16 protein-coding genes are annotated in these 19,159 nt (G+C 43.5%); 11 read left to right on the forward strand and 5 right to left on the reverse strand.

All coding sequences use genetic code 11. The annotated features are described in order from the left end of the window. Window positions 1–106: 106 nt before the first annotated feature. Window positions 107–625: a DUF4399 domain-containing protein gene (locus BMX95_RS06160; RefSeq protein WP_090519319.1), complete on the forward strand. Its 519-nt coding sequence runs from the start codon at window positions 107–109 to the stop codon at window positions 623–625. A gap of 638 nt (window positions 626–1,263) precedes the next feature. Here the strand turns inward: BMX95_RS06160 and BMX95_RS06165 are convergent. Next, window positions 1,264–3,741: a DUF5686 family protein gene (locus BMX95_RS06165; protein ID WP_242673144.1), complete on the reverse strand. Its 2,478-nt coding sequence runs from the start codon at window positions 3,739–3,741 to the stop codon at window positions 1,264–1,266. Between the two features lie 511 nt (window positions 3,742–4,252). On the opposite strand from BMX95_RS06165, the gene BMX95_RS06170 reads away from it, so the two are divergent. The 8 genes from BMX95_RS06170 (at window position 4,253) to BMX95_RS06205 (ending at window position 10,242) form a co-directional block, all read left to right on the forward strand. Continuing rightward, a complete protein-coding gene (locus BMX95_RS06170) occupies window positions 4,253–4,918 on the forward strand; it encodes a hypothetical protein (RefSeq protein ID WP_244898077.1) in 666 nt (221 codons plus the stop codon). A 15-nt stretch (window positions 4,919–4,933) separates the two neighbouring features. After that, window positions 4,934–5,233 (forward strand): winged helix-turn-helix domain-containing protein, encoded by a 300-nt coding sequence (locus BMX95_RS06175; protein WP_081201102.1) that lies wholly within the window; start codon window positions 4,934–4,936, stop codon window positions 5,231–5,233. Window positions 5,234–5,280: 47 nt separating this feature from the next. Beyond that, the gene (locus BMX95_RS06180; RefSeq protein ID WP_081201103.1) at window positions 5,281–5,718 is read left to right on the forward strand and encodes a hypothetical protein; all 438 of its coding nucleotides are present in this window, start codon (window positions 5,281–5,283) and stop codon (window positions 5,716–5,718) included. A gap of 2 nt (window positions 5,719–5,720) precedes the next feature. Next, complete coding sequence (locus tag BMX95_RS06185; RefSeq protein ID WP_081201104.1) at window positions 5,721–7,124, forward strand: B12-binding domain-containing radical SAM protein; 1,404 nt, start codon at window positions 5,721–5,723, stop codon at window positions 7,122–7,124. Between the two features lie 13 nt (window positions 7,125–7,137). Next, window positions 7,138–8,721, forward strand: coding sequence for a DUF4153 domain-containing protein (locus BMX95_RS06190; protein ID WP_081201105.1), 1,584 nt, complete (start codon window positions 7,138–7,140; stop codon window positions 8,719–8,721). 88 nt (window positions 8,722–8,809) lie between these two features. Then, complete coding sequence (locus BMX95_RS06195) at window positions 8,810–9,157, forward strand: hypothetical protein (RefSeq protein WP_081201106.1); 348 nt, start codon at window positions 8,810–8,812, stop codon at window positions 9,155–9,157. Between the two features lie 12 nt (window positions 9,158–9,169). Continuing rightward, window positions 9,170–9,538, forward strand: coding sequence for a diacylglycerol kinase (locus tag BMX95_RS06200; protein ID WP_081201107.1), 369 nt, complete (start codon window positions 9,170–9,172; stop codon window positions 9,536–9,538). Between the two features lie 2 nt (window positions 9,539–9,540). Beyond that, window positions 9,541–10,242 (forward strand): DUF1361 domain-containing protein, encoded by a 702-nt coding sequence (locus BMX95_RS06205; protein WP_081201108.1) that lies wholly within the window; start codon window positions 9,541–9,543, stop codon window positions 10,240–10,242. Window positions 10,243–10,409: 167 nt separating this feature from the next. Here the strand turns inward: BMX95_RS06205 and BMX95_RS06210 are convergent, their stop codons facing one another. Then, on the reverse strand, window positions 10,410–13,943 hold the full coding sequence (locus tag BMX95_RS06210) for a hypothetical protein (protein ID WP_081201109.1): 3,534 nt from the start codon (window positions 13,941–13,943) through the stop codon (window positions 10,410–10,412). Between the two features lie 72 nt (window positions 13,944–14,015). On the opposite strand from BMX95_RS06210, the gene BMX95_RS06215 reads away from it, so the two are divergent. Further along, the gene (locus BMX95_RS06215) at window positions 14,016–14,654 is read left to right on the forward strand and encodes an MBL fold metallo-hydrolase (RefSeq protein WP_081201110.1); all 639 of its coding nucleotides are present in this window, start codon (window positions 14,016–14,018) and stop codon (window positions 14,652–14,654) included. On the opposite strand, the gene BMX95_RS06220 is transcribed toward BMX95_RS06215, so the two are convergent. Then, window positions 14,647–16,158, reverse strand: coding sequence for an oligosaccharide flippase family protein (locus BMX95_RS06220; RefSeq protein ID WP_081201111.1), 1,512 nt, complete (start codon window positions 16,156–16,158; stop codon window positions 14,647–14,649). The genes BMX95_RS06215 and BMX95_RS06220 overlap by 8 nt on opposite strands. A gap of 279 nt (window positions 16,159–16,437) precedes the next feature. Between BMX95_RS06220 and BMX95_RS06225 the strand changes: the two genes are divergently transcribed. Next, on the forward strand, window positions 16,438–17,115 hold the full coding sequence (locus BMX95_RS06225) for a hypothetical protein (RefSeq protein ID WP_133053947.1): 678 nt from the start codon (window positions 16,438–16,440) through the stop codon (window positions 17,113–17,115). Between the two features lie 180 nt (window positions 17,116–17,295). Here the strand turns inward: BMX95_RS06225 and BMX95_RS06230 are convergent, their stop codons facing one another. Together BMX95_RS06230 and BMX95_RS06235 are read right to left on the reverse strand one after the other, a co-directional pair. Next, window positions 17,296–18,306, reverse strand: a complete 1,011-nt coding sequence (locus BMX95_RS06230) for a cytochrome-c peroxidase (protein ID WP_242673146.1) — start codon at window positions 18,304–18,306, stop codon at window positions 17,296–17,298. Window positions 18,307–18,341: 35 nt separating this feature from the next. Further along, window positions 18,342–19,145, reverse strand: coding sequence for an MbnP family protein (locus BMX95_RS06235; protein WP_081201114.1), 804 nt, complete (start codon window positions 19,143–19,145; stop codon window positions 18,342–18,344). Window positions 19,146–19,159 lie beyond the last annotated feature (14 nt).

A 19,159-nucleotide genomic window follows, 5' to 3' on the forward strand; every position in this document is an offset into this window, starting at 1 on the left:
TGTTGTCAAATGGGTAGATATCAACTATATACCTTTACATTTGCGCAGTTGTATGGATCAATGTGAGCATGGGTTAACCATTATTTAATCATTTTAAAAATAGTTTATGCGTAAAATTGGTCTTATTCCTTTTCTGCTGTTAGGCATGGTTGCTTGTAACGATGGTGGTTCAAAAACTGAAGAAACCGCTACTGATACAGCCGCAGCTTCTTCTGCAATGGATACCACACACCACGTAGCCGACACGGCTGCTATGGCTGAGATAGCCCCGGTGCCTGAAATTCCTGCCGGCGCCAAAGTATTTTTCAAAAACCTGAAAAACGGCCAGAAAATAAAATCTCCCTTTAAAGTACAAATGGGTGTATCAGGTATTGCACTGGATTCTGCCGGTGTAATTAAACCAGCTTCTGGTCACCACCACATTTTGATCGATAACGGCGATTCGCTGGCTTTGGGAACAGTGGTGCCTAAAGATTCTACACACCTGCACTTTGGCAATGCCCAAAAAGAAGCAGAACTGAAATTAACACCTGGTGAACACAAATTGACTTTGCAGTATGCCGATGGTATCCATCGTTCATATGGTGGAAAACTGGCTTCGTCAGTTACCGTAACTGTACAGTAATTTGTTATACATAATAATTAAAAAAGCCGTCCCGACTAAAATCGGGACGGCTTTTTTAATTACTGTTTGTTAGTTAAAAAACGAATACACAATCGGTTAACCTGATTAATTTCCTATTAAAGTGTCGTTATTACACAAAATGCAACCGGTTGAATATGGTTTTTTGGATGACTTATTTGTTAAAATACTGCTGCTCGTCTAAAAAATTATTTATTTAAAATTCTGTACAATATTTTTGATGTAGTTAAACAAGGTCTATGCAATAGCTTTGAGGGCATGACCTGCGGGGCGATTTTCTAATCGCCCCTTTTTTTTGTGTAGAATCGTCAAGTTTTACTGCTTTTCAGTTGATTAGGATCAATATGATGAATTTTTTTCATGGTTCTTTAGTACCACCCAATCATTTAGCTGTTTTAATAAGTGATAGTCAGTTACTGACCGGACAAATTGAAATTTCCCCTGAATTTCAATCGGGCATTAGCAAATTATCATAGTTCTTTTTCTTTGTGAAGTATCGCAAATTACACTTTACCAGGAGCCATTTCTATGGCACCTGTTTTTTTTTAACCCTGAATAAAGGGTAGGTGCATAAAAAATCCCGACCGAAGCCGGGATCAATACTATAAGTTGATATTTCCTTAGAATTGGAGCCTAAAGCTTCCGAATACCCCAAAACGCTGATTGGAAACTTCGGGCAGGGGTTGAGGTAATACCCGCCATATAAAATCAAACCGCAGCACTTTAAAGATATTATCTACACCAGTACCAACTTCCAGATACGTTTTTCCATCCAGTGATTCAAACATATAGGTAGAACCGGAAGGCATGTTCAATGACCTGTTTTCTTCACTCAGGCTGCCCCATAATCCCTTTACTGTATAAAACTGACGGAATTTTAGCTTTCGGGTAAGTCCAGTAAACCGGAAGATCCCTGAACCGATATTATGTTCGAAATTAAACCCTGCATATTTATCATGCAGATATTGCCAGCGGTTCATTAGGCTATAAGCATACTTGTTATAGTAATATATTTCATTACCGGGTGCTACATCCAGCAACATAAAGGGCAGGGTGCCAAAGGTTTTACCCCCAAATACACTATAATACAAATTGCCGTAAGGCGATATTTTCAGATAGTCAGAAACACTACCGCTAATTTTACTGTAATCATAATTGCTGTTCCATACACCCTTTATACCACGCGTATATTTAACAGACACGATCGGGTAGGGGCTACCCAGGCTGTACCGGTAAAAATCCCCTTCCAGAAATTTCTCCAGATAAGCGAAACGCACCTGAACCGAACCTTCAAACGTATTTAATGGTTCTGTGATGCCATTACCATCGTAGAAAATCTCTTTTTCGGGTAGGTTCAGCAAGGGATTGTATGATCTGCGTGAACCAGTGAGGTTAACCGATAAACCAGAATGCCATTCCTTGAACAGGTCCATCTGCATTAATTCGGTCTCCATGAATTTCATAGGAACGCCAGGTTTTCTGATGGCCAACGCAAAAATGTTATCCTGGCTTACTTCATCTAAATAATTCTGTCCGTAATCGATGTCTTTTAAGTATCTGGCAGAAATGTACGTACGGGGGCTTTTTTTGAACAAATACAAGGCATCACCCTCATATTTGAACTTCTGGTCTTTTGTACCATAGGCCAAATACCCATGTAAATACAGATTTTTGAACATTTTTTCATTGGTACCAAGGTCAAAGCGGAAGCGCCAGCCTTCCAGCGTATTTGCATAGATCCAGTTGTACCAGGGACCGATCTCAAATTTGCCTATGTCAAGGAAACCAGTGGCCAGGAAATTCACTGTTTTTACTGCCCGTTGAAAGGCCGGCAGTTTTAACAGGGTATCGATAGTTTGGTATAATTTCTTTTCAGTGGCGCTTAATTCTTCGTGGCGGTTATTGACCCAAAAAGAATCAGGGGCGTTATTGGCCTGGGGCGGAAAGATAGTTTCTTCAATAAGCTTGTTTTTTGCCAGCTCATTCGTTACTGAAGTATCATTTACAACAATGCCTTTGTAGGTGGTGGTTTTTCTGCCAATGGCGCTTAACATCTTTTCACCGGAAAGCAGCGAGAGGTCAACCACGAATTTATCTCTGGTGAGGAACCAGGTGGTGTCGTTGAGCATACTGAATTCCTGTATCAGACTAAGGCGGTTTACATAGTTCAGGTTGGCATCTTTACCCAAACGAAGGTTCATTTTTTGAATGGCAAAGGTGGTATCATGTACCCAGCAATCCCCTTCAAAGGTGTTTTGTCCTTTGTGTTTGGGAATAAAGAAGAAGTGAATGAGGCGGCGGCCGTTTACAAATTGCGAGTCAAGCACCTTGTAATTATAGAACGCATCGCCGTTATCGCTGATGGGGCTTACAAATTGTTTATCGAAAACGGGTATGAAGTTGGCGTAAAAGTTTACATTTTGGTCAATACCGCCCAATAATTTTGAAACGCTTTCATTATTCACCCCCATGGTTTTGGTGCCTTTAAACACTTCACGACGACGCAGGGGTGTTTTTTGGAAGTAGTAATCAGAGATGGCTTCTGTAATATATACCGGTAAATAGGGTACCCCCTCCTCGGTGGTATCGATATTATTCAGCACAAAATTAAACTTCTTGATAAAGGGCAGATTCTCCCATTTTTCCTTTTTTATATTCTTGAGGTCTACTTCTAATTTGTTATACAGTTCATAGGAGAAGTTATGGAAGCGGTAGCGGTCGTTCTGGGGTTTGTGTTTAACAATACGTTTCCACATCAGTAAACCACGATCAACTTTCTTTTTTACAATAACGGCGGCAAAATTGCCACGCTCCATCAGAATGCTGATGTCTAAAACATTGTTTTTGGCACGGGACAATAAGAAGCTGTCGAATGGTAGTTTAAAATCCTGATATCCTACATAAGAAATGATGAGGGTGTCAGTAGGCCATTCGTTAAAATGAAAGATGAAAGATCCTGCCGAATCGCTGAGTTTGCCGGTCTTTTGGTTCTGGAACTGCATCGAAGCAAAAGGGATACGTTCGTCACTATGAGCATCTTTAACAATTCCTTTCAGTATCCTGTTTTGTGCCATTGCGCCATGAGTCAACAGTATCAACAGCAGGATTTTAAACGGTCTAATAGGCATTTCTTATAAGGTCGGTTTGATTTCTCCGCCAAAAATACGATAACAGAAAGAAAAGCATTTTGTTAAAAAAGATAAAAAGCACAAGTACATCGGTAAAACCCGCATTATTTCGGTGAACACATAGTATCCGAATGACATAATTATCGTGAAAACACGGCGAATAATGTTGTGGGAACACTGTTTGCACCGATACATACAGCTGTTAGTAATGCAGCCGTCAGCCATAAGCTGTAATCTTTAAGCCAAAATACAGCCACAAGCTTACATCCGCCAAAAGACCTCACGCGCTTCTGCAAGCTGCAATCCACCGGACTGCAACCCCCAATAACCTTACTCAATAACCTAACCCAATAACCCAATAAGCCATGAACCCAATAACCTACGAACCTAATACCCCAATAACTCCAAACTTTGAACTTTTAAATAAAAAGTTTGGAAATCTGCGAAACGCATGCTTACTTTGTTTTACAAAGTGCTTTTTATGGATAGCCAACATCCCCCGCTGGAAACCCTGCAGGACATTAAACGAATGATGGAACAGTCGTCGCGCTTCATTTCCCTGAGTGGGTGGAGCGGGATCAGCGCCGGCGTATGCGCCCTGCTGGGAGCTACGGCTGCACAGCTGCGTATCGTTAGTTATTTGCAGGCATTGCGGGGCGACCACACCTATGAAAGCTATTACCGGGGCGACACTAATTCTTTAAGCGCCAGCGCTGCTGCATTGTATAACGACCTGTTTTTGATCGCTGGTATAACTTTCATTGCCGCCTTTATATCATCGTTTTTATTCACCCGGGCGCGTAGCCGCCGCAATGGTACCTCTATGTGGGACCGTACGGTACAACGCCTGGCCTGGAATACTGTTTTGCCTATGATGGTAGGCGGGTTTGTAATTTTACGCCTGGTAGAATCAGGGTTTTATGGCCTGGTGGCGCCCTGTTGCCTGATCTTTTACGGCCTGGCTTTGGTAAACGCATCAAAATATACTCTTGGCGAGATCCGCTATTTGGGGTATGGACAACTAATATTGGGTATTATTAATTTGTGGACAGGCGGGTGGGGTTTGTATTTTTGGGCCGCAGGTTTTGGCATCCTGCATATTGTGTATGGAGCTTTTATGTGGTGGAAGTATGAACGTCAGGCCTAGATAATAATTTACAGCATGAAGAACCCGATTGAAAATCTTAATAAAATTTTTGATAGCCGCATTCGCATGGGGGTCATGAGCATCCTCATTGTGAATGAGGAGGTGAGTTTTAATGACCTGAAACAAATGCTCGATGTAACCGATGGCAACCTGGCATCACACATGGTAAACCTGGAAGAAAATGGATTCATTAAAGTACACAAAGGATTTATTGGCCGCAAAACCAATACAACCTATTCTATTACCCGGGCTGGTGAAAAAGCATTCAAAGACCACATTGAGGCCCTGGAAAATATGATCAAAGGCATGAAGTAAATTTTTTTTGTCCTTTCACTTTGAAATACAAAGCACTTTTAAATCTTATGAAGTACGCATTTTTAAAGCAACTATTATTGGCACTCCTGATCTGGCTGTTTGCCATAATAATAAATACCGTTCTGGGCACCCTCTACCTGCTTGCTATCAAATTTCATAACGATGCAGGCGATCTGGTGATCTTCGGCACTATCTATGGCGCCGTGTTTTCCTTCCCTGTTATGCTGGCCATTCTTATTATCATTAACCGGTATGCAGCAGGTTTTAAAAAAGGCGCCTTTTTATTCAATGCGGTTTTTATATCCAGTATAGTGCTTACCGTAATTGTGTTTTTGCTTTTCTGGAATATGATAGGCATCCGCGGAATGATAATGGCGCTGGTACTGCAATGTATAGCCATCGTATCTGGGATTACAAGCCTTATGACGTTTTACAAACAACTGGTACAATGGGGCGGTGATTTTAATACAGTTCAAAAAGTATAGCCATGAAAATCAAAATGATCTTACCAGCACTTACCGAGGCTAAAAGCCCGTACTGGCGACCCATTAAATATTCCTTGTTCCCGCCATTGGGCCTGGCTACGCTGGCAGCCTATTGTTCACCCGATGATGAAATTGACCTGCAGGATGAACACGTAGAAGAATTGCAGATCAACGATACCCCTGACCTGGTAATAATACAGGTATACATCACCAACGCATTCAGGGCCTATAAACTGGCCGATCATTATCGCCAACGGGGCGCGTATGTGTGCCTGGGAGGTTTACATGTTTCTTCCCTGCCTGATGAAGCAATACCCCACGCCGACAGCATTTTTATTGGTCCGGGTGAAGATACCTTCCCGGAGTTCCTCAAAGATTTCAACAATAGAACTCCCCGCAAGGTATATGTGAACAGTAAGCGCAACATCACGGATATTCCACCCATTCGCCGTGACCTAATAAAACGAAATCATTACCTGGTGCCTAACTCTATTGTAGTATCCAGAGGTTGCCCGCATCACTGTGATTTCTGTTATAAAGATGCTTTTTTCGAAGGCGGTAAATCATTCTATACGCAACGGGTTGATGCGGCCCTTACTGAAATAGACCGCCTGCCTGGCAAACACCTTTATTTTTTGGACGACCACTTATTAGGCAACCAAAAATTCTCCAGCGCTTTGTTTGAAGGCATGAAAGGGATGAACCGGGTTTTTCAGGGTGCCTCCACCATCGATGCGATTCTAAGAGGCAACCTGATAGAACAGGCCGCAGAGGCCGGTTTACGCAGCGTGTTCATTGGTTTTGAAACGCTCAGCAATGCCAACCTGGCTCAAAGTAACAAGAAACAAAACCTGGGAAAAGATTATCGCGAGGCCATCAACCGTTGCCATTCACTGGGCATTATGATCAACGGCAGCTTTGTGTTTGGGTTAGATGATGATGACAAAGATGTATTTGACCGAACCGTTGACTGGGCAGTAGAGAACGCATTAACCACCTGTACCTTTCATATTCTCACCCCGTACCCCGGTACCCGGTTGTATCAGTCGATGGAGCAGCAGGGCCGCCTGTTACACCACAACTGGGACCTGTACGATACCCGCCAGGTAGTATACAAAACCGTAGGCTTGAATGCTGCTGAATTAAAAGCCGGGTATGACTATGCTTACAAATCATTTTATAGCTGGAAGAACATTTGCCGAGCCAGTATGAACCACGATACCCTGAAACATCAGCTTAAACATTTTGCCTATGCCGGCGGCTGGAAAAAGTTTGAACCCTTATGGAACTTCATTATAAAAACTAAAGGGCTCAATAACATGCTGCCCCTGTTGGAAACCATTCTGTCGAAAGTAAAAAGCAATAACAACAATAAATCAGTAAGCCCATTCCCGGCTATTGCATAAAAAAATCTACACTATGAACAAAGATCTCGTAAAAATAATTTTAGTAACAGCAGGAGCTGTTTTGTTTAATCTGGTTTTCTGGAACGAAAAACTGGCCATCAATACAGTTTTGTTTGATGCCTTCTTATTATGTGCCCTGTTTTTCCTGTACCCCAATGCCCGCAAGTCAGCCGCGGTAAACTGGTTGCTGTTGGGACACCTGGTTAGTTTGTCAATGGTAGTGATACATAATACCGATCTGAGTAAGATTGCTTTTGTGATAACGTTGCTGCTGGTAGCAGGTTTTGCAGAGTATATACATCGATCGGCATGGTTCGCCAGCGGCTCTATGTTAATGAATGTAGTAATGATAGTAGCCTCTTTTGCCGAATCCTTTAAGATCAACAAAAGCAAACCTGCCAATCGTAAGGGAATCGGCCGCTTTATCAGGTTTGCAATTTTCCCGCTGATACTGGTGATTATCTTCTTCCTGATCTACCGGGGTGCTAATAATGCTTTTTCCGACATCGCAAACCGCATTGGTGCACAACTGGAGATCTTCTTTAGTCACTTTTTCGATTTCTTCTCCTGGCAGCGGTTGGTGTTTCTTTTATTAGGACTGTTGATCACTGGTTCCATTTTACTGAAAAGCAAACTGGATTATTTCAGCACCCGGGAAACCCGCATGAACGATGGGTTGCAACGATCCAGGAAGCCTATGCGTCAAAAAAGAAATGGTGCCTTTTTCTCTTTCGTTGAAATGATCATGGGTAAAATGGCCAGTGGAATGATGGCACTTAAGAACGAGAACACTACCGGTATCATCAGCCTGGTATTGCTAAATGTATTGTTGCTGATTGTCAATGGCATTGATGTGGACTTTTTATGGTTGCATTTTCAATACAAGCCAGGGTTGCCGGTATATATAATGGTTCACGAAGGAACAGAGCTACTGATTGTATCGATAGTACTCGCAATGGCTATTTTATTGTTCTTCTTTAAAGGCAACCTTAATTTTTATAAAAGGAACAAATGGTTAAAGTATGGCGCGTATGCCTGGATCTTGCAGAACGCGATGCTGGTTAGTTCTGTTTTCCTGCGTGACTATTATTATATACTCAAGCATGGCCTGGCCTACAAGCGTATTGGTGTATTGTTCTTTTTGTTAATGGTATTGATTGGACTTGTAACGGTATTCCTCAAAATATGGAGCCGCAAAACAAACTACTTCCTGTTCAGGGTGAACGCATGGGCAGGAATTGTAGTGCTGGTGCTGGCTACTACCATTCACTGGGATGAATTTATAGCCGGGTATAACCTGAAAAGAAGGAATACAGTTGAGCTGGACGTGCCCTTCCTGCTCTCCCTGTCAGATAAGGCCTTGCCTTTGCTCGATACCAATATAGTGGCATTGCAAAAACGCGAAAATGATACAAGGGTGATAAATGTCAACGATGGACAACCGGCCTGTGATACCTGTTTTATTGAACAGTTAAAACAACGGGAAAAGCAATTTGAACAAAGGCAAAAAGAATACACCTGGTTATCGTGGAATTATGCCGATGCTTATACGAAGCAATATTTTAGGAAAAGAGGATTGATAACTTCAATTCATTAATACTATGGTAAGTCCTTTATTTGTGGCAGTTAGAATATGGGCGAAATCGGTTGCAATAACCATCTTGATTTTGTCAATAAGCCTTCTAATGTCTGAGATGCTCTGGGGCATTGTGTTCCTATTGATAGCGCTGCTTGTTGGGTTCTTTATAACATCGCCTTTGTTAATAATTATTTCTCCGTTGGTAGAATGGTCGGCTTTAATGCCATATACCAACCGTTCAAAAATGACCTGGCTGATCTTTTTTCTGTCAGTATTATACCTGCTGATTTTTATAGGGTTAGTAAGTTTATTTCAGAGTAATTTCAATGGTATGTTCTCAAAGGAGCTGGCCCTTATTTTTCTGAGCATAATTGTTGTAGAGTTTATTGCTGTAAGAACAACCCAAAAGTCATTGTATCAATTATATGAACAGAACAAATGGCCCCAAGAATAAAAAATAAGTATTATGAAATCACAGGAGTTTTCAATCCGCGCAAGAGTAAGGAGTTTCCGGTTTGCATTGGAAGGTATTGCCGCTTTTTTTCAAAGTGAACACAATGCCTGGTTACATTTTATGGCAACCGTAGCGGTGTTTACGCTGGCCTCCCTGGTTGGAGTAACCAAAAACGAACTGCTGGCACTGGTATTTGCCATTGGTTTTGTTTGGGTGGCAGAGATGTTCAATACCTGTATTGAGCGGGTAATGGATTTTGTTTCTGATCAGCGGCATAAAGAAATAAAATTTATAAAAGACCTCGCTGCGGGCGCTGTATTGACAGCGGCCTTAACAGCCCTGGCCGTAGGTGCGATAGTATTCATTCCTAAATTATTTTAACGATGAAAGTGGCGCAAATGAAATCGATCAGCAGGCCGTATCGCTGGGTGTTGTTTAAAACAACCGGCAACGAAATGGATCGCATGCTTACCCTGTCAATGGGATTTAGTATTGCATTGGTGATGGCCCGTATTACCTATACCGGCAAACTCACCTTTTTGTCGCTGATCTGGAATCTGTTCCTGGCCTGGTTACCGTATCTGATCTCGGGCTTTATGCAGAAACGCAACCTGGCTTATACCAATCCTATAAAGTTTGTTGTAATAGCATTCGTATGGCTGTTGTTCATTCCCAATTCGTTTTACATAATGACCGATCTGTTTCATTTGGGCGAACACCCCAACGTGCCCAATTGGTTCGATCTGGCCATGATCATTTCATTCGCCTGGGATGGCCTGTTGCTGGGGGTATTGTCGGTACGGCAAATGGAGAAAATGATGCAGCAGTTTTTGCCCGGAATGCGCGAGCTGTTATTTATTTATCCCATTATGTGGTTGAATGCATTGGGAATTTATATTGGCCGTTACCCGCGGTTCAACAGCTGGGATATTATAACCAACCCCATCGGATTGTCTACTTACCTGATTAAAATGACGATTCATCCCATTCAATATAAATATGCCTGGGGTATGGTAGCCTGTTTCTCCATCTTCATGACATTGGTATACCTCACCATAAAAAGAATAAGTAAAGCCATTCATTGATCCCGCCGCTATATGGACCCTTCCAATATAGCGGTTGGTTTATCCACAAACGGCGCTGTGTTCCCATAGCGCCTCTATTTTAGCTTCTCTGATACCATAAATAAAAAGGCCTCGTGAGTTTAATCACGAGGCTTAAGTATTTTTAATTCTCTCTGCCTTTTGCCCCCTTAAAAGTCCACACCCATGGCAAAAGCCAGTAAAGGTTTGCCTTTGAAGAATCCATTCATTTCCCAACCGCAATCCAGTCGCAGGAAATAGCCAAGCAGTGTACTGCGTGCGCCAAATCCATAACCGCCAACAAACGGTCCAATACCACCGGCTTTTATCAACACCTGGGCCGGCGTATCTCCATACACCACTTGTGGGCGCGACAGTTTATTATACTTGCCATTCCAGGCACTGCCCAGGTCAATAAACTGAATCAGCTGGAAGTTGCGCAGGAAGGCATTATTGATTGGTTTATTAAAGAGCGTAGAGAAAACTGGTAACCGGAATTCACTGTTCAACACTACGTTGTTATTACCATTGGCCACGTTTTGGGTGAACCCACGCACGTTAACCGCCAGTGACTGGAAGGCATAATCGGGGTCCTGAGGACGTGGATTCACACTGTATTTAGGGAACATCCAGCCATCAACACCACCCAGGTAGTAGATGATCTTTTGGCTGCCCCACGAGAAGTCGCCGGATGCCCGGCCAGCCCAGATAAAGTTGCGGTAAATGGGGTAGTAGTAACGGCCGTCAAAACCAAAATTATAGGTAAAACGACCTGGTTTAACGGTGGTAACAACCGATGGTTTGCTGATCTGTCCATCGAGGTCCATATAGATCTTGAACCGTAACCCGTTCCAGATGTTGGTTGCTTTTAAGATAGCATCATCATGAACATATTCCAGGCGGGTTACAGCATAAGTCTGTTTGTTTACGTCGGGCGATTTCAAGGTGAAGGTATCACCCAGTTCACCGCGTACCACTACTTTATCGGTACGGATACCACCTGAAAACCGGAGGCTGCGTACCCGGTCGAACGGATATTTCACAACAGCCTGGTACAGATTGGTGTATGATTTTCCTTCATAAGCTATAGCAGTACCGCCTATGTTGGTTACATTACCCAATTCGGTACGGCGATAATAGAGGAGTGAATAATCAAAGCGTTTTTTAAGATAATCGGCCCGGGCGTACCACTCACCACCACCATCAAACAGGGACTGGTTAACCGGTACAAATACGCTGGTGTTGGTATTGCTTACCACTGCACCGGTTCCGGTACCACCGATCAAAGGCAGCCGCATAGCGCCGGTAAAACGTATGTCCTCAAACAGATCGAAGATCGAAGCTTTCAACATTCCATTGAAAGCACCGCCGCTTTGCAACATGATTGGCAGGGCACCGGTGTAAGGTTGATAACGGCTGATAAGAACGTCGTTATTAAAGCCACCGGAGAAATTATCTACAGAGAATTTCAGCTTATAATCGAATCGTTTGGCCTTTTTCAGGATCGACTCTTCACCTGCTTTGGGTGCAGCAACAGTTGCCGGTACCACAGGTGGTATTATCGTCGGGTTGGTTACCGGCGGTGGTTGCGGTTGCTGTTGTTGGGCACTGTCTTTTTTCTCTTTCTCAAAGCCGGTCTCAAAAATATCGTTGATCTTTTGCGGCTCTTGTGGCTTTTCTGCAGTTGGTTTGTTAAACTGAATGGCCGCACCGCTTGCTGCCTGTTCTGCTATAATGGTCTTGCGCCGGTATTCGGTAGGCCGTACATTCAGGTTGCGTTTTTTCAGGGTGGCGTCATCCACTTTCAGCCGGTATAAGAATTTCAGATTTCCCTGTTGTCTTACTTCACTCACCTGGCCATTGTAACCTGCTATCTTGGTTTCAATCAGGGCACTTTGATAGTTGGTAATAGGGAAAGTATAGGCGCTGTCTTTAGTTACAGAGAACGTAAACACAGAATCCGGTTCGGTTTTGCCCCAGGCTTTCAGGGTAGAGTCTATTTCCAGTGGGTCGGGATTACGCAACACCTGGTCGCCCACCAGTACTACCGTATCGAGGCCAGCCCGCTGGGTGCTGAAAAAGCCGGCGAAACGGTTGCTGATACCGGTTTCATCACTTACAAAAGTAAAGTGATAGGTATTGTACTGCATGGGAAAGCGCGCGTTCCCGTATTTCATCTTCGTTAACTGGGTAATTTGCCTGAACTCGCTTTTGTTATAGTTGTCGGCCAGGAAGATGTTATAGCGTTGGGAAGCAACAGCCGTGTCGCCTCCTTTGGTAGTGGCATCGGGTCTGTTACTGCTGAAAATGATCCCGGTTTTATTGGGGAAAGCTACAAAGCTGGCATCCAGATCGGCATAAGCGTCATTGGTCAGCTGTTCGTAGGTGTCCTTTTCAATGTTGTAAATGTACAGGTCAGACTGGCCATTGCGAACGGCACTAAATAACAGGGTATTGGAGTTAAGCATAAACTCCATGCTCTGGATCTGTTCAAAATGGGTGATGTCCTGTTTTATGCGTTTAAAGCGGGCCACCATGTCGTATACGAACAGGTGAACTTTTCCTTCAGACCAGTAAATACAGGCGAGGCGGGTGCCTTTACCATCCCAGGCCAGCAGGGGATAGTTAGGATTTACCTCGTTCTCATTTGAGCGTACCCCAATATTCAACAGCACTTTTCTTTCGGTCATATTATCCCACAATACCACCCGGTACTTGCCTTTTATAAATTCCACCACCGCATAGGTTTGACTGCGTGGTGCGGGGTTTTGCGTAAAATGGAGAAAGTCTTTATTGTGGGTTACTTCTTCGACGATGGCTACGGTTCCTTTGGGAATATCACGGCGGCCGCGGAGGTCTTTTTCATACATTTCCGTTCGTTCGTTCATGAAGTCTTTCAACAAGTCCTTGAACTTCTTTTTGGCAATGCGTTGCGAAGCACTGTTCAGGTTGCGGTATACGCGCGACAGGTATAAGAAATAGGTAACGTTCTCTTTTTTATATTTTTCAGAGATGTATTGCCAGAAGGCGTGACCGGCCAGCAGCGGTTTTTCATATGCCAGCTGGTAAAAGTTGGTGTATTCGCCCGAAAGCAGGGCCAGTTTCAGTTCATTATCGTAGGAGGGGCTCCATTCTTCGGCTACATAATCAACATATCCGTCAACCAGCCATTTGGGAAGATCGAGCAATGCCTGGTTGGTAGCAAACTCCCCCAGGTCGTCGCCAAAAAGGATGTTATCAACCAGAATGCGGGCAATACCCTGGCGTATCTGTTTGCGTAAGTTGGCATGGTCGCCATCGTAATAGATCACCACCTTGTTGTTCACCAGCTTGGTAATACCGCCGGTTGTTTGCCAGTCGAGGTTCAACCCGATGTTGGACTGTTGCAATTCATCAAAATGGTTATAGATAACGATATTGGCACGGCGTTGCAGGCCATATTCCACAAATTGTTCCAAAGCGGGCAATTCGGTTTCAGCTACCTGTGCTACGTAATTGGCAATAGGCTGACCATTTTCGTAGAAATAAGTATTGAAATTGGTAGATTGATAATATTGCCATTTAAATTTACGGTACTGAACCCGGTTCTTTCCAAATTCCACAGTATTCACCTGGGCGAATAGTACGGTTGGCAGCAACAAGGCAAGTAAAAAGGGAAAGGAAGAAAAAATTGTTGTCTTTGGCTGAATCTGTTGAAATTGCATAGCCTGTCTTTAAATGTTTTAAAGTTAAAACAATCCATAATACCGCGAAAATCAATTATAATAGGTACGAGTATGCTAACAGTAACGTCTTTTACATTTAGTCCCGTTCAGGAAAATACATATGTGGTGCACAACGACACGGGAGAATGCTGCATTATTGATCCCGGCTGCTATTTCGGCAACGAACGTAATGACCTGAAAGAATATATACAAACTTCCGGCCTAACGCCTAAATATTTGTTAAATACCCATTGCCATCTCGACCACGTATTCGGAAACAAATTCATTCATGATACCTGGGGGTTAACCCTTCACCTGCACGAAAAAGAAAAACCTGTTCTGGACTATGCACCAACGTCTGGAATGTCCTGGGGGTTGCCTTTTGATAATTACAAGGGCGACCTTATATTTTTACGCGAAGGAGATACCATACCGTTGGGTAATGATGCATTCCAGGTGCTTTTTACACCAGGTCATTCGCCGGGACATATTGCATTTTATTGTCAGGCGCAGCAGTTTGTTTTGGGTGGCGATGTCTTATTCCGGGAGAGCATTGGCCGTACCGACCTGCCCGGCGGAAATTTTGAGACGCTTATTGCCAGTATTCGTAACCAGTTATTTGTTTTGCCAGATGAAACCGTGGTTTTTTCGGGTCATGGCCCGCAAACTACCATCGGGTATGAGAAAAAGCACAACCCATTTCTTAAATGAACCGGTAGATCAGTTTTCCCACATAAGGCAGCTTACTGAATTCCTTACGTTCAATCCGTAAAATAAATACGAGATAACCAAGGGTTAGAATCGTGGCCAGGGAAAGGCTGAGCCATTCTCTGGGCCACAAGCCAGTAACGGTATGGTGAATAAGATACAACACATATACGATCACCATATAGGAGCATAGCTTTTTGGTAGCATAGGGAATGGGGTACCTTTTTTGTCCCCATACATAAGAAACAACCATCATGCTGCCATAACAAAAGAAGGTGGCCCAGGCGCAGGCAAGGTAGCTGAACCGGGGAATGAAAGCCGCGTTTATTACCAGGGTAATAATGGCGCCTATCAGAGTGATCCAGGCGCCGGCCGAGGTTTTTTGTGATAATTTATACCAGATACTGAGGTTGTAATAAATGCCCAGGAACATATTGGCAAATAGCAGAATGGGTACCACGGTAAGCCCTTTCCACATAGCTTCGTTCTGAATAAAATTCTTCCATATATCCAGGTACAGCGCCACCACCAGGAACATAAGCGTAATGGTGATCACAAAGAATTTCATTACCCGGGCGTATGTTTTGGGCGCATCCTCAGAAAGCGATTGTTTAAAGAAGAACGGCTCGGCGCCCATGCGAAAAGCCTGTATGAACAGAGTGATTAAAATAGACAGTTTATAACAGGCGCTATAGGTTCCCACCTCAAAACGGGCGGCTTGTATGGATTGTACCGGTGCCCACCAGCCCAGCATAATGCGGTCGAAGGTTTCATTGATCATACCCGCAAAACCGGCTATTGCCAGCGGCAGGGCATATACCATCACCTCTTTCCACATGGGGAAATTGAATTTCCAGTCAAAATCGAACAACTCTTTTCTTAATATGATCAGCTGGTAAAACGACTGTACGGCGTTTGCCAGCAAAATATAACCTACGCCAAAGTCTTTGTGGTAGAGCAACAGCAGCGGGCTGTTTTCATTTTTCTCCAGTATGCGGGGGCAAACCGATAAAAAGAAATAGATAATAGCTATGTTAATGATAATTCCACTTACCCGTACAAATGCAAACTTCACGGGCCGGCCTTCATGCCGCAGTTTGGCGAAGGGCAGGGCAGATAAGGCATCAAATGCAATGATGAGCGCACTTATGGTAACATACTCGGGATGGTCCTGGATGGAGATCAGGTGGGCAAACGACACATTAAAGATCATCAGCATGGCACAAAGCGTAAAGGTGCTGGTGATCAGGGAAATCGAAAGCGTACTGTAGATATCGTTCTTGTAATCGTCTTTTTGAATATACCGGAAATAGGCTGTTTCCACCCCAAACAGGAAAAGGGTATTTAAGAAGGGAATGGCTGCATATACCAGGCTCATTTCCCCGAACCCCGAACCACTTAATTTATAAGTCAGATACGGAGTAAGCAGATAATTCAGGAAACGGGCAAAAATACTACTGACCCCATACCACAATGTTTGCCCGGCTAATTTTTTTATACCGCTCAATGAAATTTATTTAAGATTAATGTTCAAAATTAAGGGTTCGAATAGAATAACATCACACCGTGGGACGGAATATACAGGATATGGGGCAGAAATAACAATTAGAATACGAATGGAATCCCGATTATGTGTATAAATATTGATTATCAGGACTTCCGGATGAAAGCCGGATTAAAATCGGACCGTTTGCCGGGTGCGGAATTGTGTATATGTTTTTTGCCGCGGTACTATTGCTATCTTTGATCGCTGATTGTATATTTAAGCATCAAAAATCCGATCCCGATGAAAGTATCTTTACCATTAATGGTCCTCGTAACCGTTATAACATTAAGCACTCCTGTATTTTCGCAATCCGGCGAAACAAAAGTTGAATTTCAAAAAGGCGATAAAATTTCCGCAATCATCGAATTACCTTACACTGCCCGCGTGGTAGAAGACGCCATCCAGGAATATATGGAGAAAAAAGGTGGCAAAAGCGACCGCGTCAAAAGTTTTGACGTATATCGTAATTCCCGTTTGGATAAAGATGAGCCTGAAATTGTTGACGTGTACTACAGAGTAGACCGCAAAGTGACGAAAGACAAGGAAGCGGCTACCGTGTACCTGCTTATTGGCCGCCCCGGCGAAAACGTAGGCGCCCGCGCAGAGGACGATCACTTCAAAATTGCCGAGTCAAAGGAACTGTTGAATAAAATGGCTCCTTTTATCGATGCGTACAACCTGGATGTACAAATTAAATTGCAGGAAGACGTTGTAAAAAAATCAGAAAAGAAACTGCTGAGCCTGAAAGATGATCAAAGCGATCTGGAAAAGAAAATAAAAAGCCTGCAAGACAAGCTTGCCCAGAACAAAAATGATCAGCAATTACAAACCGATGACCTGAACCGCCAGAAGGAAGCGTTGAATCTGATTCAGAATAAAAAAGATACCAGCAATCAGGGTAAGTTGAGTAAGCAATAGAAGGCAGCTGTATGCCTTAAGCGTAAGCAAATAGAGAAAACCGACAAAATAGTTGATTGGTTTATAAAAAGAAGAAGCGTTTTTTGTTTAATAGTTGTAAGCCCCGACGGTACCGTTGGGGCTTTTTTGTGCTTTGCCGCCTTTAGATTTTCTGCCCTCTGCCCTCTGCCTTCTGCCCTTCTACGGTTGCGCAAACCGGGCGTCATTTAAAAAAGTGGAATCGGTCAGGGTTTTCAGGAATTCAAGCAGGTAAAACTTTTCGGCATTGGTGAGTGGGATCTTGTTCTTTAACAGGGGATCGAGGGTGGGACCAGTTTGAACATCACTGCTGTAAAAATCAAGTACGCTGGTGATGGAAGCAAAGCGGCCATCATGTTCATAGGGAAAAGTAAGTGCTACATTGCGCAGGCTGGGAACTTTAAATTTCAGCGAGTCGGTCCGGTTGTTGGTGATACGCATTCTGCCAACGTCTTTAATAAAGGGATCTAGTGGCAATCCAACATTGCGAAAACTATGATCGGTGAACAGCGGCTCGGGATGGCAACTGGTACATTTAGCCTGAAAAAGCGTGTACCCGTTTTGCTCCGTTAAGGAAAAGGAGGCCAGGCCCTGTTTTACTTTATCGTATTTTGAATTGGCCGATACCAGGGAGGTTACAAACTGTGTAATGGCAAATAATAGCCGCTGGGAGTTGATGGTGTCACTACCAAAGGCGGCCGTAAACATCTTTTTATACGTGTCGTCCTGCTGCAGTTTGCTGATCACATTGCTTATGCTCTCGGCCATTTCATTGGGCGCCGTCAGGGGCGCCAGTGGTTGTACTTCTATATTGGTAATACCGCCATCCCAATGCATTTCTTTATTCCAGGCCATATTGAACAGGCCCGGTGCATTGCGAAACGTAAACTGGTTATCAAAACCATGACTGAGGGGGTGATCATATGTGGCAAAGGCGGCGAACTGCTGATGGCAACTGGCGCAGGGGAAATTGCCATCTTTCGACAGCCGGCCATCATAAAATAATTTCCTGCCCAGTTCAACCCCTTCCTGAGTAAGGGGATTGCCGGTAAAGGAGTATTGCGGGGCAGGAAATCCTGCTGGTTGAGGCAATGTAAGCGGGTGCGGCCCGCTGTTATCCCCGCCTGATTTTTTATTACAGGCATTTACCAGCAGGCATCCTAAAAAAAGCAATAAACAAACTCTTATTGTCCATCTAACAACCACTATTATTGTTCGTTGTACACCGAATCTAAAGTAAACATGTTTTTATAGTTCTCTGCAACGTGGGTTGCATCCAGGCCAGGTTCCGCTATCACCGGTTTGTCGGCAATTTTTATGTCCCAGGGGTTGAAGAACCATTTATTAGCGTCACAGGTAACAAACATCTGGCTTTCTTTGCCCGGTTGCATGTCAAGGCTAAAAGGATAAGGGAATAATAATTCCACCTGTTTAATTACGTTGTCAGCACCTGAAAAACCGCCAATGTGATATTCAAATCTGCCGGTGGATGATTTGGGCGAAGTACCCTCCAGTTTGGCCATAATGTAACCGGTATTCCAGGTCCAGAACATTCCGTTGGCAGGATCCAGTGCATCGGTTTGGGCGCCGCTTACATTCCGGGCGCTGTCAACGCCAATGGTAAAGTAAAGACGGTTATATACATATGGAGCAACGCTAAGCTTTATTTCAGTAGTGGTAGAATCGGAAAAATCCACCAGGTAATATTTATCGTTATCCAGTTTAAAGGTTTTACCTGAATCGGTATTAGCTAACACAAAATTATGCACGTAAAACTTGAAGCCGGTAGGGGTATACTGTTCTTTAAAATTATTGGTGTAGGTTTTACCCAGTACAAGGGGCACTGAGTCATAGGAAGCAACGGGTTTGAATTTCAGGATAATGTTGTGGTCTTTCTCAGGTTCTTTGTCAAAATGTAATTCTTTCTGGCACGAAAAAACTGCTGTTACTAACAGTAGTCCAATGCAAAGTTTGGGCAAATTAACTCGGTGCAGTTTGTGAGTCAGTTTCATAGCATTCGGTGTTA

Source organism: Niastella yeongjuensis (genome assembly GCF_900110245.1).
Taxonomy (GTDB): Bacteria; Bacteroidota; Bacteroidia; order Chitinophagales; family Chitinophagaceae; genus Niastella; species Niastella yeongjuensis.

Coding starts and splice junctions, on each gene's coding strand:
- BMX95_RS06160 (WP_090519319.1), top strand. CDS start 107: ATGCGTAAAATTGGTCTTATTCCTTTTCTGCTGTTAGGCATGGTTGCT.
- BMX95_RS06170 (WP_244898077.1), top strand. CDS start 4,253: ATGGATAGCCAACATCCCCCGCTGGAAACCCTGCAGGACATTAAACGA.
- BMX95_RS06175 (WP_081201102.1), top strand. CDS start 4,934: ATGAAGAACCCGATTGAAAATCTTAATAAAATTTTTGATAGCCGCATT.
- BMX95_RS06180 (WP_081201103.1), top strand. CDS start 5,281: ATGAAGTACGCATTTTTAAAGCAACTATTATTGGCACTCCTGATCTGG.
- BMX95_RS06185 (WP_081201104.1), top strand. CDS start 5,721: ATGAAAATCAAAATGATCTTACCAGCACTTACCGAGGCTAAAAGCCCG.
- BMX95_RS06190 (WP_081201105.1), top strand. CDS start 7,138: ATGAACAAAGATCTCGTAAAAATAATTTTAGTAACAGCAGGAGCTGTT.
- BMX95_RS06195 (WP_081201106.1), top strand. CDS start 8,810: ATGTCTGAGATGCTCTGGGGCATTGTGTTCCTATTGATAGCGCTGCTT.
- BMX95_RS06200 (WP_081201107.1), top strand. CDS start 9,170: ATGAAATCACAGGAGTTTTCAATCCGCGCAAGAGTAAGGAGTTTCCGG.
- BMX95_RS06205 (WP_081201108.1), top strand. CDS start 9,541: ATGAAAGTGGCGCAAATGAAATCGATCAGCAGGCCGTATCGCTGGGTG.
- BMX95_RS06210 (WP_081201109.1), bottom strand. CDS start 13,943: ATGCAATTTCAACAGATTCAGCCAAAGACAACAATTTTTTCTTCCTTT.
- BMX95_RS06215 (WP_081201110.1), top strand. CDS start 14,016: ATGCTAACAGTAACGTCTTTTACATTTAGTCCCGTTCAGGAAAATACA.
- BMX95_RS06225 (WP_133053947.1), top strand. CDS start 16,438: ATGAAAGTATCTTTACCATTAATGGTCCTCGTAACCGTTATAACATTA.
- BMX95_RS06235 (WP_081201114.1), bottom strand. CDS start 19,145: ATGAAACTGACTCACAAACTGCACCGAGTTAATTTGCCCAAACTTTGC.